This is a genomic window from Vibrio fujianensis, assembly GCF_002749895.1.
GTDB lineage: Bacteria > Pseudomonadota > Gammaproteobacteria > Enterobacterales > Vibrionaceae > Vibrio > Vibrio fujianensis.
The window spans coordinates 322,363-337,178 of the sequence record NZ_NBUS01000043.1 but is presented as its reverse complement, the minus strand read 5'-3'; the positions used below and the strand labels follow the sequence as shown (position 1 = coordinate 337,178).

The following is a 14,816-nucleotide window of genomic DNA, read 5'->3' as shown; positions in this document are numbered from 1 at the left end:
CGCGGCAAGATCAGCACTAGAATCGACTTCGCGGAATTCAAGCGTCGCCGTCGCACCTAAGATTTCTTTGGCTCGAGCTGTATCTTGTACACCGGGCAGCTCTACCACAATACGTGTTGCACCTTGGCGCTGAACCAAAGGTTCTGCAACCCCCAGCTCATTCACTCGGTTACGTAAAATAGTGATATTTTGCTCAACCGCGTAATTACGAATCTCTTGTAAACGCGCTTCAGTAAACTTAGCTTGTAGCACAAAACGGCCATCATTTTCTGAAGTCACAAACGTCATATCGCGATGGTTCGGCTCGAGAAGTTGCTTCGCTTGAGTCAGTTGATCGGCATCGCGCAAAATCAACTCAACCGAGTCGGCTTGTGCGCGGATAGCTCGATAACGAATTTTTTCATCACGAAGCTCACTACGAAATGCCTCTTCTTGTTGGTTGACCAGTTTGTCCATCGCAGCGTCCATATCTACTTCCATCAGGAAGTGAACACCACCACGAAGGTCAAGCCCCAACTTCATCGGAGCAGCACCAATTGACTCCAGCCAACTCGGTGTCGAAGGGGCAAGGTTTAAAGCAACAATAGTATCGCTACCAAGCGCCTCATTAATCATATCGCGCGCGCTGATCTGCGTATCGGTATCATTAAAGCGGACAAGAATGGAACCATTTTCAAGAGCAATGGATTTATGAGAAAGATGCGCTTTATCGAGCGCCTGAGTGACAGCATCCAGCGTTGACATATCTACAGAGGCGCCTCGCGCCCCTGTAACTTGAATAGCCGGATCTTCACCGTACAGATTTGGAAGTGCATATAAAGCGGAAATGGCAATGGCAAACACGACCATTAAATACTTCCATAACGGATAACGGTTTAACACAGCGAGGATCCTCTAGCTGTTTTACAGAGATTTAAGCGTACCTTTAGGTAACACTGCAGTGACGAAGTCTTTTTTGATCACAACTTCATTAGCGTGATTCAATTCAATTGAAATAAAGTCATTATCATCAGCAATTTTAGTAATTTTGCCAACCAACCCACCACTGGTGAGCACTTCATCTCCTTTCGCCATAGAGGCCATCAAGTTTTTATGCTCTTTAACACGTTTAGACTGTGGGCGGAAAATCATAAAATAGAAAATCACCGCAAACATACCAAGCATGATCAGCATTTCGAAACCACCACCTTGTGATGTACCTTCACCTGCTGCATGAGCGACAGAAATTAGACTCATTGAGAAACGTCCTCTAAGTTATTGTTTGTAATATTATTGGTATTGGGATACACCAAGATAAATTCAAGCCATGATAAGGATAAATTGATCTCGGTGTACACAATTATACTTGTTCAGTTTGTAACGGGGGAACGTCACGTTCACGACGTGCGTAAAACTCCACCACAAACTGCTCAAAGCGATCTTCATCAATCGCACTGCGAATACTCGCCATTAGGCGCTGGTAGTAGCGCAAGTTATGGATGGTATTCAAACGCGCACCGAGAATCTCATTACAGCGATCCAAATGGTGTAAGTACGATTTAGAATAATTTTTGCAAGTGTAACAGTCACAATGCGGATCGAGAGGGGTTGTATCGGTTTTATGTGCCGCATTACGGATCTTGATCACACCACCAGTCACAAATAAGTGACCATTACGGGCATTTCGGGTCGGCATAACGCAGTCAAACATGTCAATCCCACGGCGAACGCCTTCTACTAAATCTTCCGGTTTACCGACACCCATCAAGTAACGGGGCTTATCTTCAGGAAGCTGCGGACACGTGTGCTCAAGGATTCGATGCATATCTTGTTTAGGTTCTCCAACTGCTAAACCGCCCACGGCATAACCATCAAAACCGATTTCCGTTAACCCTTTCACAGAAACATCGCGTAAATCCTCATAGACGCCACCTTGAACAATCCCAAATAGTGAATTCGGATTTTCTAGTTTATCAAAGTGATCTCGAGAACGCTGCGCCCAACGCAAAGACATTTCCATCGACTTTTTCGCTTCGTCATGAGTAGCCGGATAAGGGGTACATTCGTCAAAAATCATGACAATATCAGACCCTAAATCCTTTTGAATTTCCATGGATTTTTCTGCATCCATAAAAATTTTCGAACCATTGACTGGGTTACGGAAATGAACCCCTTCCTCGGTTATCTTACGAATATCTCCCAAACTAAACACTTGGAAACCACCCGAGTCAGTCAAAATCGGGCCTTTCCAGTTCATAAAATCATGCAAGTCCCCATGCATTTTCATCACTTCTTGTCCGGGACGAAGCCATAAATGGAATGTGTTACCCAATAGAATTTCAGCCCCTGTATCTGCGACTTCTTCTGGAGTCATTCCCTTCACCGTACCATAAGTACCGACTGGCATAAACGCAGGGGTTTGCACGGTGCCACGTTCAAAAGTCAATTGACCTCGGCGCGCATTGCCATTCTTCTTTTTTAGCTCAAACGTTAATTTCACAAAGCCTCCAATGTCAGAGAAACAGTCTGACGGTCTAAAAGTTCAGGACAAAATTAGTCCAATTTTTTATCAATAAACATGGCATCACCATAACTAAAGAAGCGATATTGTTGCGCTACAGCATGTCGATAGGCAGCCATGGTATGTTCATAGCCAGCAAAAGCGCTGACTAACATAATTAAAGTTGATTCTGGTAAATGAAAATTGGTGATCAAACCGTCGACGAGCTGATATTGGTATCCAGGGAAGATAAATATATCCGTATCACCAAAAAAAGGAACCAGTGCCGTTCCCTTCTTCAATGCATCTTGCGCTGCACTTTCCAATGAACGTACTGATGTGGTGCCAACCGCGATGATCCGACCTCCTCGGGCCTTTGTCGCCGCAATCGCTTCAACCACCTCTTGTGGTACTTCGACATACTCGGCATGCATATGGTGATCCTGGATGTTTTCTACCCGCACCGGTTGGAATGTCCCAGCCCCCACATGCAAAGTCACATAGGCAAATTCAACCCCTTTGGCTTTAATTTGCTCAAGCAAAGCTTGGTCAAAATGTAAACCAGCAGTTGGTGCCGCGACGGCTCCCGGTTTTTGGTTATAAACCGTTTGATAGCGCTCTTTATCCGCCTCTTCATCCGGACGATCAATATAAGGAGGAAGCGGCATATGACCAATATGGTTAAGGATTTCTAATACCGGCGTTTGCGCACTAAAATGAATCTCAAACAACGCATCATGGCGAGCGATCATGGTTGCATGGTATTCATCTTGCTCTCCCAAATAAAGTTCAGCTCCGGGTTTGGGGGGCTTAGAGCTACGTACATGGGCTAAAATAGAATGTTCATCCAACATTCGCTCAACCAACACTTCTATTTTGCCACCGGTGACTTTACGGCCAAACATTCGAGCAGGAATGACTCGCGTATTGTTAAATACCAGCAAATCCCCCGGCTCTACGTAGTGTAAAACATCGGTAAATGTGCCATCTACCAGAGATCCCGTATTACCATCTAAGCGTAAAAGACGGCTTGAGGTTCTTTGCTCCTTCGGATAACGAGCGATCAACTCATCCGGGAGATCAAAATAAAAATCTGAAACTTGCATGACTCTTTCTTAGTTCGTTAAATTAGCGATGGTTTATTTCGCGGCGCGACAGTATATACCTTAGCGGTATTAAGATACAGGCTTGTACAACCTGTTGATCAATAAACCAAGCAATAGAGTGTAATCAAAAGTGACCAGCGACTCTCTGTTGCTTGCTGATAAAAACAGACTGAACTCTCAGATATTTTGCAATAAAAACACTATAGTTTAGCTAGAGGATAAATGTTCAACAGACAAAGCATCGTTATACTACCGTGCTTACAGATACGTGCTTACAGATAAAAACAGGCTTAACGATAAAAAATAGAAAAAGGAGTTGGTTATGATCAAGGTTGAAGACATGATGACACGCAACCCACACACCTTGTTGCGTACACACACTCTGGGTGATGCTCGGCATATGATGGAGGCTTTGGATATTCGTCATATTCCCATTGTTGATGCCAACCGTAAACTACTCGGCGTGGTCACACATCGAGACGTCCTCTCGGCCCAAGAATCGAGTTTATATAACCAACAAACTGAGGCTTCATACACGGAAGAAACCCCTATCTATCAAGTGATGCATACTGGAGTGATGTCGGTTGCGCCTCAAGCGGGTTTAAAAGAGAGCGCCAAATATATGCAAAGGCATAAAGTTGGCTGCTTACCTGTGGTATCAAAAGGTGAATTAGTGGGAATCATCACCGATAGCGACTTTGTAACCATTGCAATTAATCTCCTTGAATTACAAGAGGATGCAGAGCCTGATGAAATCGAGTTGGATGAAAGTATGGAAGATAATCTCCTTTAAGGTCTGTTGACCTTTCGCGATGACATTTAATGCCAGTTAAACGCTCATTCAACGGTTAGACAATATACCGCTTCTCTGAGCAAGAAAAGAGCGGCTCTCGCCGCTCAAATTGTGTCGCAACAGCAGTGAGTATCGTCATCTTTTCAGATGATTAAAGCGTACTCTCTTTGAATACCATTAAAATTGATCTTCTTCAGTCGACCCAGTTAGCGCTGTGACAGAAGATGCTCCTCCTTGAATCGTATTGGTCATCTTATCAAAGTATCCAGTACCTACCTCTTGCTGATGAGCAACAAACGTATAGCCTTTTTCTGCCGCTGCAAACTCTTTGCGTTGTACCATTTCCACATAGTGGCGCATTCCTTCGCCTTGTGCATAAGCATGAGCCAGTTCAAACATGTTAAACCACATGTTATGAATCCCAGCCAAAGTAATAAACTGATATTTATAGCCCATATCCGCCAACTCTTGCTGGAATTTCGCAATCGTCTCAGCGTCTAAGTTCTTTTCCCAGTTAAAGGAAGGAGAACAGTTATAAGCCAATAGTTGTTCAGGATATTGTGCAAGAATCGCCTCTGCAAATTTACGAGCTTCTTCGAGATCCGGTTTCGCTGTTTCACACCACACTAAATCGGCATAAGGCGCGTACGCAAGCCCGCGAGAAATCGCTTGATCAATCCCAGCTCTGACCCGATAGAAACCTTCAGCGGTACGCTCTCCGACAATAAAATCCGCATCATAAGGGTCGCAATCCGAAGTCAGAAGATCTGCTGCATTGGCATCCGTTCGTGCAATCACGAGTGTCGTGGTGCCGGATACATCTGCCGCTAAACGTGCAGCGATCAATTTTTGAACTGCCTCTTGAGTCGGAACCAGTACTTTTCCGCCCATATGGCCACACTTCTTCACCGATGCTAATTGATCTTCAAAATGGACACCTGCCGCTCCCGCCTCGATCATCGATTTCATCAATTCGTAAGCATTGAGTACCCCACCAAACCCCGCTTCAGCATCAGCAACGATAGGAAGAAAATAATCGATTCCACCTTCATCCTGAGGCGATTTACCATTTGACCACTGTATTTGGTCTGCACGACGAAAAGCATTATTGATCCGTTTAACCACACTCGGTACCGAATCAACCGGATATAACGATTGATCAGGATACATGGTGCCCGCGGTATTATTATCTGCCGCCACTTGCCATCCTGAAAGATAAATCGCTTCAATTCCCGCTTTGGCTTGCTGAACCGCTTGTCCACCAGTCAATGCACCTAGACAATTCACATAACCTTTTTTAGCGTCACCATTTACCAGTGACCAAAGTTTATCCGCTCCACGCTGCGCAATGGTATTAGCTGGAGTCACCGATCCCCGTAAATTCACTACGTCTTCCGCACTGTAGGTTCGTTTAACGTTTTTCCAACGCGGGTTGGTTGCCCACTCTTTTTCTAGTGCTTCAATTTGTTGGCGGCGAGTCAATGTCATAATCTATCCCTCTTGTAATAGGTGGCTACAATATCCACGTCTGTTGCTTCCTTTTCGCCATCAGATCCATGCTGGCTGATTTTGAAGATTGTGTTTCACGTTAAGTGTTCATGTGATGGCTAAGCTAAGATGGCTAAGCTAAGATGGCTAAGCTAAGTAGTCATAACCCGGTATGGTTAAAAAGTTGCTTAACTCATCGCTGGTGGTTAAACGCTCCATCAAGTCAGCCGCTTCCGTAAAGCGTCCATGATTAAAACGTTCCTCGCCTATTTCGGCTTTCACGACTTCAATTTCTTGCGCGAGATAGGTACGGAACAAGTCTTTCGTTACCACCTGTCCGTTATCTAAAGTTTTCCCGTGTTGAATCCATTGCCAAATAGAGGCTCGGGAAATTTCAGCGGTTGCCGCATCTTCCATTAAGCCATAGATTGGGACACAACCATTGCCTGAAATCCAAGCTTCGATGTATTGCAGCGCAACCCGAATGTTATGCCGCATTCCGTCTTCACTTCGGGGGCCATCACAAGGCTGAAGCAGATCCTCGGCATGGATTGGGGCATCAGACATTCGAGTGACATCCAACTGATTATCTCGCTCACCCAAAACATGGTTAAAAACCTCCATTGCCGTATCAGCAAGGCCAGGGTGAGCGACCCAAGTACCATCATGACCATTTTCCGCTTCCAGCATTTTGTCATGCCGTATTTTTTCCAACACTTGCGCATTGACTGCCGGATCTTTTGCTGGAATGAAGGCTGCCATCCCTCCCATTGCCAACGCACCTCGTCGATGGCAGGTATAGATCAAGAGTCGCGAATAAGCATTTAAAAATGGCTTATCCATCGTCACCACTTGACGATCGGGCAATATACGATCAGGGTGTTTTTTCAACGTTTTGATATAGCTAAAGATATAATCCCAACGCCCACAATTAAGCCCAACAATATGTTCTTTGAGAGCAAAGAGAATTTCATCCATCTGAAAAACAGCAGGTAAGGTTTCAATTAACACGGTGGCTTTAATCGTCCCGGTATCTAAACCAAAATAATCTTCTGTAAAATGGAATACCTCACTCCACCACTGTGCTTCTTGATAGGCTTGTAACTTAGGCAGATAAAAATAAGGGCCACTGCCTTTTTTGAGTAAGGCTTGATAGTTATTGAAGAAGTACAACGCAAAATCAAATAAAGAACCTGGAATCGCTTGCCCTGCAAAAGAGACATGTTTTTCTTTCAGATGCAATCCTCGCACCCGACAAATTAACACCGCTGGATGCTCTGTTAATTGGTACACCTTGCCATTATCTGGATTGCTATAACTGATCGTACCATTGACGGCATCACGTAAATTCACCTGGCCATCCAATACCTTATCCCAAGCGGGTGCCATAGAATCTTCAAAGTCGGCCATAAATACTTTCACGTTGGCATTTAACGCGTTAATCACCATCTTGCGTTCAGTCGGTCCGGTAATTTCCACTCGGCGATCTCGGAGATCTTGGGGTATACCAAGAATTTTCCAGCTCCCTTCGCGAATCTCTTGTGTTTGAGCTAAAAAATCTGGCAGATTACCTTGATCAATCCACGATTGCTGACGCTCTCGCTCGCTCAGTAAAGTGTCCACTCGTGAAGCAAATTGCCCACACAACGCCGTTAAGAAGGTTTGAGCTGCTGATGGGAAAATGGCCTGATGCTCAGGAGACAAAGTCCCCACCACCTCAAGCCGAGCTTCGGAATTGGGATGTTGATCGTGTAATTGTGACGTCTCTGAAGTTTGAGCAAGCATAACCATTTTCCTTATTGAGTTGGCAAAATACATTTGTAACTTTAAAACTACAAATTATTGCTTTTGATATTTCTTATCCTAGGCTGTTTTAGTCTTTATACCGTCTCTCAAAATTGACCTAAACACAAGCCATCCCAAGCTAGACATTAGTATTAAAACTTGATTTAAACCTTACCCTATAAGGCTTTACTATAAAAGAGCAAAAGTTATCAATTGGTTAAATTCGAAGTTTTATTCCGTTTCAACCCTGATCACACCCAACCGATTGAAAATGTAACTTATTACGTAATTTAATTACCAAAAGAAAGCAGAATAAAAAGACTTAAAACAGACAAGCAGAAGGTGGCTGAGTTGAGTAATCTCAATGACAGCAGGAGTGAGAGAGAGAAAATATCAGCAGGTTTAAACAGCGATGTCTGTTATTTATGTAAAATTAACGGTGTGAATTTTTACTATTTTATGAAAGCTTCAAAAATTTATTACTGTAAAATTTGACAATCAAACGGTCACCAATAGTATAAAATACTAAAAAAGCGCACTACAACAGCGCGCTTATACTGGTTAATGGCAAAATTTTGCCTACGACTAAACGCTATAATAGCTCTGCCACCACATCCGCTAATTGCTCAAAAGTAAGGTAACGAGATGAACTCGGCCGCCATACCAGACCAATTTCGCGATAAGCTTGTTGACCCGGCGGATCAATAACAACCAAATTTTGATTCTCTAACAAACCATGATCAATCGCCATTTGTGGAATAAAAGTTGTACCAAGTCCGTTAGCCACCATTTGTACTAATGTGTGTAAACTGGTAGCGGTAAATGGATTGATCTTCTCTTTATCTGTTAATTGACAAGCAGATACCGCATGCTCAGTTAAACAATGCTCATGCTCTAGCAAAAAAACCGATTCATCCGGCAAATCATCATACTTAATGGGAACTCGAATACCGTCTGCTTGTTGACGACTAATCACCATTCGAAAAGGATCTCGTCCAACAATACGGCTCTCCATTTGGCCAATATCAATCGGTAACGCGAGAATCAATACATCTAGCTCACCTAAACGTAATGCATGGAGAAGGTGAGCTGTAGTGTCTTCGCGCAGCAATAGATGAAGCTTTGGATAACGAATATTAAGCTCTTGAACCAGATCACACAGTAAAAAAGGAGCAATGGTAGGAATACAGCCTAACTTTAATTGTCCTTCCATCGGGCCGTTTTGGCACTGTTGCCCTAGTTCTAAAAGATCTTTCCCTTTTGCGAGTAACTCTCGCCCCCGTTTCACCACCAACTCACCGGCATGAGTAAAAACCAAAGGGCTTTTTTTATCCTGCTTTTCATACAAGGGACAACCAATTAATGCTTCTAAATTTTGAATGCCCTTGCTTAAAGTCGATTGGCTAACAAAACAACGTGCTGCCGCTTCGCTAAAATGTCGCGTTTCGTGTAAGGTGATTAGGTAATGTAACTGCTTTAAACTTGGCCACTTATTCATAATTTCCACGTTCTTATTCAATCGTTTTTTTCGATTAACTTAATCTATTTAATTCGCTTTTTTTCATACTACACTCTGTACTATAGTTTGTCCCGAATACACAAGGACTGGATAACACAATCTGGTGTTGTCTAGCATTGATCATCATTCTTAGGAGCAAAAAATGGTACTCGTAGGTCGTCAAGCCCCTGATTTTACTGCTGCAGCTGTTCTTGGTAACGGTGAAATCGTTGATACATTCAACTTCGCAGAGTTTACTAAAGGTAAGAAAGCCGTTGTTTTCTTCTATCCACTTGATTTCACTTTTGTTTGTCCTTCAGAGCTGATCGCGTTTGATAAGCGTTTTGAAGACTTCCAAGCCAAAGGCGTTGAAGTAATCGGTGTCTCTATCGATTCTCAATTCTCACATAACGCATGGCGTAACACTGCTATCGAAAATGGCGGCATTGGCCAAGTGAAATACCCACTGGTTGCTGACGTTAAACACGAAATCGTTAAAGCATACGATGTTGAACATCCTGAAGCCGGTGTTGCTTTCCGCGGTTCATTCCTTATCGACGAAGACGGTGTGGTTCGTCACCAAGTCGTCAACGATCTTCCTCTAGGTCGTAACATCGACGAAATGCTACGCATGGTTGACGCGTTAAATTTCCACCAAAAACACGGTGAAGTATGCCCAGCCCAGTGGGAAGAAGGTAAAGCAGGCATGAAAGACAGCCCTGCAGGCGTCGCAGCTTACCTTTCTGAACACACTGACGACTTGGGTAAAAAATAATCCCACAAACAGATAACCCGTGCTCAACTCGGGTTAATGGTTGGACATATAATAAAGCGATAACGCAACGCCAATCAGTTATTAAGTAAAGTCCTCAAAGCCCAAAGCCATTTGCTTTGGGCTTTTTATGCTGGTGAAGAACATAATGAGGAAAAACAAAACCGATAACTTTACCTCGATTCGGCTCTTTAAGAGACAGACTTGTGAGAACATGGCTGTTAAAATTCTGCCTCCTAAAAACGGATGAGACAGGCCATGAACTATCAACTCGAAGTTTGTATTGATAATGTAGAATCATTGCACTATGCCATTCAAGGCGGCGCAACGCGTATTGAGCTTTGCTCTTCCTTAGCCTTGGGCGGATTAACCCCGAGTTATGGATTGATGATACAGAGTGCCAGAATATCTGAGATTCCTATCTATGCCATGATTCGTCCCCGCCAAGGTGATTTTCTTTATAATCAAGAAGAGATCGCTGTGATGTTGGATGATATCGATGCCGCAGCCAATGCAGGGCTACAAGGGGTGGTGTTTGGTGTATTAACCGCGCAAGGTGAAATCCATCATGAGCACAATGCTCGGCTAGTTCAACATGCCAAGCAACGTGGGTTAGGTATCACTTTTCATCGAGCAATCGATCAATGTGTTAATGTTCAGCAAGCATTGAGCACGATCATTGAACTCGGTTTTGAACGGGTCTTAACCTCTGGTCTCGCAGCTCAAGTTGAAGATGGCATTGACACCCTAGCCGATATGGTAACGCTAGCTCAAGGTCGTATAAAAATTATGGCCGGAGCGGGACTCCATGCAAAAAACGTGGCTCGGATTATCCAACACACTGGCGTACAAGAAGTGCATTTATCCGGTAAAACGACTCGCGCCAGTTGCATGCAACTTCAGACGACCCACGCAAAGATGGGACAAGCTGATATTGATGATTTTGTTATCCCAGTCACCAATTCACAAGCGATCGCTGAAGTGGCTAAGCAACTTCAGGCGCTTTAACGCAGAGCATCATCTATCGATTGTTCGCCCAAATGGCGAACATCTTTGCCTTTTACAAAATAGATGATGTATTCACAAATATTCTGGCAGCGATCCCCAACCCGCTCAATCGCGCGAGCAGACCACATGACCTGTAAAATATGAGGAATATTTTTTGGATCCTCCATCATATAAGTCATTAATTGACGAATGACCGCTTCATATTCTTTATCCAATTTATCGTCTTGTTTATATACCTCTGCCGCGGCCTCTACATCCATTCGCGCAAAAGCATCAAGCACTTGGTGCAACATTGCTATCGCTTGACGACAAAGCGGTTCTAAAGAAACTTGGAATTGACGCTGTTTAATATTTGGACTTTCAATGACCACATAAGCCATCTTGGTCGCGACATCACCAATCCGCTCTAGGTCAGTGATCGTTTTAATAATGGCCATAATCAACCGGAGATCTTTCGCTGTCGGCTGGCGCTTAGCAATAATTCGAGTGCAGGCTTCATCAATCGACACTTCCATTTCATTGACTTTATGATCTTCACTGACCACTTTACGGGCTAGATCAACATCATCCTTATGCAGCGCTTGCATAGCAAAAGACAACTGTTGCTCGACCAGCCCTCCCATGGTTAGCACATGGGTACGAATCGACTCCAGTTCGATATTAAATTGCCCAGAGATGTGTCGTCCTAGCTGCATATTTACTTCCTATCTGATGCTCAATTACCCGTATCGGCCCGTAATGTAGTCTTCGGTTTGTTTTTTCAATGGCGAAGTAAAGATCGAGTCCGTATCGGAATATTCGATAAGTTTGCCCATGTGAATAAATGCCGTATGATCGCTGACTCTAGCAGCTTGTTGCATATTATGCGTCACAATCACTACGGTATATTTGTTTTTTAATTCGTGGATCAATTCTTCAATTGTTAAAGTTGAGATCGGGTCTAACGCAGAAGTCGGCTCATCCAGTAACAACACCTCAGGCTCAATAGCAATCGCTCGTGCAATGACTAATCGCTGCTGTTGCCCCCCCGATAACCCAAAGGCATTCTCGTCCAAACGATGCTTCACCTCATCCCATAACGCCGCGGATCGTAACGCATGCTCCGCAGCATCATCAAGAATACGACTATTTTTGATCCCTTGTAAGCGTAACCCATAAATCACATTTTCATAAATAGACTTCGGGAAAGGATTAGGCCGCTGAAACACCATACCAACCCGACGACGCAAAGCCGGGACATCGACATTCGGGGCATAAACATTTTTGCCATGCAATCTCACCGCTCCTTCGATACGACAACCTTCAACCAAATCATTCATTCGATTGATGCAGCGCAGTAAAGTCGATTTTCCACAACCGGATGGGCCGATAAAAGCCGTGACTTGCCCTTTGGGAATACGCATCGAAATATCGTTTAACGCCTGCGCTTGCTGGTAATACAAACTCAACCCTTCAATAGCAATGGCGGTTTGCTGATCGGTTAAGTTATTCACATCCAAAGGAGGCTGATAACCTAATGTTTGAGTGGCAGAAAACATGCTTAATCTTGTCCTAACGTTCGGTATTTCTCTCGTAAATTATTGCGAATGTGTATCGCGGTTAAGTTTAAACTCACCACCACGGTCACCAATAGAAAGGCGGTGGCATACACTAAAGGGCGAGCCGCTTCAATGTTGGTCGTTTGAAACCCTACATCATAAATATGAAAACCTAAATGCATAAACTTTCGCTCTAAATGCACAAAGGGAAATTCACCATCCACTGGTAAATTCGAAGCCAATTTTACCGCGCCGACTAACATCAATGGGGCAACCTCTCCTGCGGCACGGGCAATCGCTAGAATCAATCCGGTGATGATCGCAGGGCTTGCCATCGGTAACACGATACGCCAAATCGTCTCAAACTGGGTTGCGCCTAACGCTAACGATCCGTGACGAACAGATGCTGGAATACGGGTTAAACCTTCTTCGGTTGTCACAATCACCACAGGTAGAGTCAATACCGCTAAGGTGAGCGAGGCCCATAATAGCCCCGGCGTACCAAAAGTGGGAGCAGGAAGGCGATCAGAATAAAATAGATTATCGATGCTCGAGCCAATGGTATAAACAAAAAAACCTAAACCAAATACCCCATACACAATTGAAGGAACTCCCGCTAGGTTAATTACGGCAACACGAATCAAGCGGGTAAACGGATTATCTTGCGCATATTCGTGTAAATAAACGGCTGCAATCACTCCCAATGGCATGACAATAATAGACATTAGCAACACCAATAATACGGTTCCAAAAATGGCTGGGAAAACTCCACCTTCCGAATTAGACTCTCGCGGATTATCCGATAAAAAGCGCCATAATTGTTTTCCCCACTGACGCAGTTTTTGCCCATGATTCATATCGTTTGGATACCAGTAATCCAAAATATGACTGAGTGGAATACGAACGATTTTCCCCCCCATCTCTTCTACCAATAAGGCTTGGCTATCCAACTGCTGACGCCGTTGATCTAACGTCTGTTCAGCATCGAACAAGTCACGTTCAACTTGCTGAATTTGCTGTGAAAGAGTAGCTACCTCTTGTCCATTTTTAGGTTGCTTAAGTGCTTGTTGCTTTTTGATACGCAACCCTTCCAATTGATGACCAAGCGGACGAATCGATTGATGAACGAGATGATCAATTTGTGCTCTGATTTGTTGAGCCTCTGCAAATGCTTGAGCTAACCAATCAACAACCTCAATCGGATGCTGAGTATCTTCTGGCTCAAAACCGACCGGCTTACCAAAAAACTGTCCATCACGTGTACGCTCCATCACTAACCAACCCGAAGGCTGGATCGGTGCAGAAAGCTTACTGTCTAAAATTGAAATAAAATCCGCATCATAACGTTCACGATTAGCCACCTTAATGTTCAGCCGTTGTACCGGTCGCTCCTCATCACCTGCGGCGATACCCAGTTGATGCAAATGGTTAATAGAAACGGCTTCACTCGCATACAATTGCCCAATCAAACGTTGCCTTTGTTCAGTTTGCCATTGATAGAGAGGAGCAGGCCAAAAATAATTTAACCCTTTCCAGCCAATCAACAATAAAAGCATCAAAACAGAAATTAGGCTAATACTCACCGCACCGCCGGTTAACCATATCCAGGGCGTGCCAGTTTTAAATGCCTGTAACACTTTCATCACGCCTCCTGATCATAAAGAGCGATAGCGGGTGCGTAAGCGCTGACGCACCCACTCAGCTAATGAGTTAACTACAAAAGTAAACAGAAATAACAATAAAGCGGATAAGAATAAAATTCGGTAATGGGAACTCGCAACTTCAGACTCCGGCAATTCAACCGCAATATTAGCCGATAAGGTGCGCATTCCTTGCAAAATATTCCAGTCTAAAATAGGAGTATTCCCGGTCGCCATCAACACGATCATCGTTTCACCAACCGCTCTGCCCAATCCCATCATGACCGCAGAAAAAATCCCGGGGCTTGCCGTTAAAAGCACCACCCGAAGTAAGGTTTGCCAAGCAGTCGCTCCTAATGCTAACGATCCATCCGATAAATGCTTAGGAACAGAGAAAATCGCATCTTCAGCAATGGTAAAAATCGTCGGGATCACCGCAAACCCCATCGCCATCCCCACCACAAGCGCATTACGCTGGTCAAACCCCATCCCACGTTCTTGCAAATAAAGTAAAATATCACCGGCAAACAAGAGCTGCTCTAACTCTTGGCTATAGGCTAAAGTCAAACTCATGATCGCCAACAAGCACGGCATCAAAACTAAAGCATGCCATGCCGCTAGCCCTCGGCCGACCAAACGCTTAGGTATCCAAGCGCCAATCAGCCCTATCAACACGGTCGATAAAGGTAATATGATCAGCAGCAATACG

Annotated in this window: 14 protein-coding genes; 3 read left to right on the top strand and 11 right to left on the bottom strand. The window is 44.1% G+C overall.

The genetic code is table 11. The features are described from left to right. The 4 genes from secD to queA form a co-directional block, all read right to left on the bottom strand. Positions 1-882 (bottom strand): preprotein translocase subunit SecD family protein (gene secD, locus B7C60_RS19170; RefSeq protein ID WP_483887762.1); only part of this gene is annotated, 882 nt, incomplete at its 3' end. 21 nt (positions 883-903) lie between these two features. Beyond that, positions 904-1,236, bottom strand: a complete 333-nt coding sequence (yajC, locus tag B7C60_RS12310; RefSeq protein WP_099611893.1) for a preprotein translocase subunit YajC — start codon at positions 1,234-1,236, stop codon at positions 904-906. Positions 1,237-1,339: 103 nt separating this feature from the next. Beyond that, the gene (gene tgt / locus B7C60_RS12305) at positions 1,340-2,479 is read right to left on the bottom strand and encodes a tRNA guanosine(34) transglycosylase Tgt (protein ID WP_099611892.1); all 1,140 of its coding nucleotides are present in this window, start codon (positions 2,477-2,479) and stop codon (positions 1,340-1,342) included. 53 nt (positions 2,480-2,532) lie between these two features. Beyond that, positions 2,533-3,585, bottom strand: coding sequence for a tRNA preQ1(34) S-adenosylmethionine ribosyltransferase-isomerase QueA (gene queA / locus B7C60_RS12300; protein ID WP_099611891.1), 1,053 nt, complete (start codon positions 3,583-3,585; stop codon positions 2,533-2,535). Positions 3,586-3,907: 322 nt separating this feature from the next. On the opposite strand from queA, the gene B7C60_RS12295 reads away from it, so the two are divergent. Next, positions 3,908-4,378, top strand: coding sequence for a CBS domain-containing protein (locus tag B7C60_RS12295; RefSeq protein ID WP_099611890.1), 471 nt, complete (start codon positions 3,908-3,910; stop codon positions 4,376-4,378). Positions 4,379-4,555: 177 nt separating this feature from the next. Here the strand turns inward: B7C60_RS12295 and aceA are convergent, their stop codons facing one another. The 3 genes from aceA to B7C60_RS12280 all read right to left on the bottom strand — a co-directional run bounded on the left by aceA (position 4,556) and on the right by B7C60_RS12280 (position 9,149). Further along, entirely contained in the window at positions 4,556-5,866 is a 1,311-nt protein-coding gene (gene aceA, locus B7C60_RS12290; RefSeq protein WP_099611889.1) for an isocitrate lyase, read from the bottom strand. Positions 5,867-6,013: 147 nt separating this feature from the next. Next, positions 6,014-7,651, bottom strand: a complete 1,638-nt coding sequence (aceB, locus tag B7C60_RS12285) for a malate synthase A (protein WP_099611888.1) — start codon at positions 7,649-7,651, stop codon at positions 6,014-6,016. A 592-nt stretch (positions 7,652-8,243) separates the two neighbouring features. Beyond that, complete coding sequence (locus B7C60_RS12280; RefSeq protein WP_099612036.1) at positions 8,244-9,149, bottom strand: hydrogen peroxide-inducible genes activator; 906 nt, start codon at positions 9,147-9,149, stop codon at positions 8,244-8,246. A 163-nt stretch (positions 9,150-9,312) separates the two neighbouring features. Between B7C60_RS12280 and B7C60_RS12275 the strand changes: the two genes are divergently transcribed. After that, the gene (locus B7C60_RS12275) at positions 9,313-9,924 is read left to right on the top strand and encodes a peroxiredoxin C (RefSeq protein WP_099611887.1); all 612 of its coding nucleotides are present in this window, start codon (positions 9,313-9,315) and stop codon (positions 9,922-9,924) included. Between the two features lie 255 nt (positions 9,925-10,179). After that, on the top strand, positions 10,180-10,929 hold the full coding sequence (locus B7C60_RS12270; protein ID WP_099611886.1) for a copper homeostasis protein CutC: 750 nt from the start codon (positions 10,180-10,182) through the stop codon (positions 10,927-10,929). On the opposite strand, the gene phoU is transcribed toward B7C60_RS12270, so the two are convergent. The 4 genes from phoU to B7C60_RS19165 all read right to left on the bottom strand — a co-directional run. Further along, a complete protein-coding gene (gene phoU, locus B7C60_RS12265; protein WP_099611885.1) occupies positions 10,926-11,624 on the bottom strand; it encodes a phosphate signaling complex protein PhoU in 699 nt (232 codons plus the stop codon). The genes B7C60_RS12270 and phoU overlap by 4 nt on opposite strands. A 24-nt stretch (positions 11,625-11,648) precedes the next feature. Next, positions 11,649-12,467 carry a phosphate ABC transporter ATP-binding protein PstB gene (pstB, locus tag B7C60_RS12260; RefSeq protein ID WP_099611884.1) on the bottom strand — a complete coding sequence of 273 codons (819 nt, stop codon included), beginning with the start codon at positions 12,465-12,467 and terminating at the stop codon, positions 11,649-11,651. A 2-nt stretch (positions 12,468-12,469) separates the two neighbouring features. Further along, positions 12,470-14,104: a phosphate ABC transporter permease PstA gene (gene pstA, locus B7C60_RS12255; RefSeq protein WP_099612035.1), complete on the bottom strand. Its 1,635-nt coding sequence runs from the start codon at positions 14,102-14,104 to the stop codon at positions 12,470-12,472. 18 nt (positions 14,105-14,122) lie between these two features. Beyond that, positions 14,123-14,816: ABC transporter permease subunit (locus tag B7C60_RS19165; protein ID WP_245869344.1), on the bottom strand; the 694-nt coding region annotated here is incomplete at its 5' end.

Coding starts and splice junctions, on each gene's coding strand:
- aceA (WP_099611889.1), bottom strand. CDS start 5,866: ATGACATTGACTCGCCGCCAACAAATTGAAGCACTAGAAAAAGAGTGG.
- queA (WP_099611891.1), bottom strand. CDS start 3,585: ATGCAAGTTTCAGATTTTTATTTTGATCTCCCGGATGAGTTGATCGCT.
- pstB (WP_099611884.1), bottom strand. CDS start 12,467: ATGTTTTCTGCCACTCAAACATTAGGTTATCAGCCTCCTTTGGATGTG.
- B7C60_RS12275 (WP_099611887.1), top strand. CDS start 9,313: ATGGTACTCGTAGGTCGTCAAGCCCCTGATTTTACTGCTGCAGCTGTT.
- B7C60_RS12270 (WP_099611886.1), top strand. CDS start 10,180: ATGAACTATCAACTCGAAGTTTGTATTGATAATGTAGAATCATTGCAC.
- B7C60_RS12295 (WP_099611890.1), top strand. CDS start 3,908: ATGATCAAGGTTGAAGACATGATGACACGCAACCCACACACCTTGTTG.
- yajC (WP_099611893.1), bottom strand. CDS start 1,236: ATGAGTCTAATTTCTGTCGCTCATGCAGCAGGTGAAGGTACATCACAA.
- aceB (WP_099611888.1), bottom strand. CDS start 7,651: ATGCTTGCTCAAACTTCAGAGACGTCACAATTACACGATCAACATCCC.
- B7C60_RS12280 (WP_099612036.1), bottom strand. CDS start 9,149: ATGAATAAGTGGCCAAGTTTAAAGCAGTTACATTACCTAATCACCTTA.
- phoU (WP_099611885.1), bottom strand. CDS start 11,624: ATGCAGCTAGGACGACACATCTCTGGGCAATTTAATATCGAACTGGAG.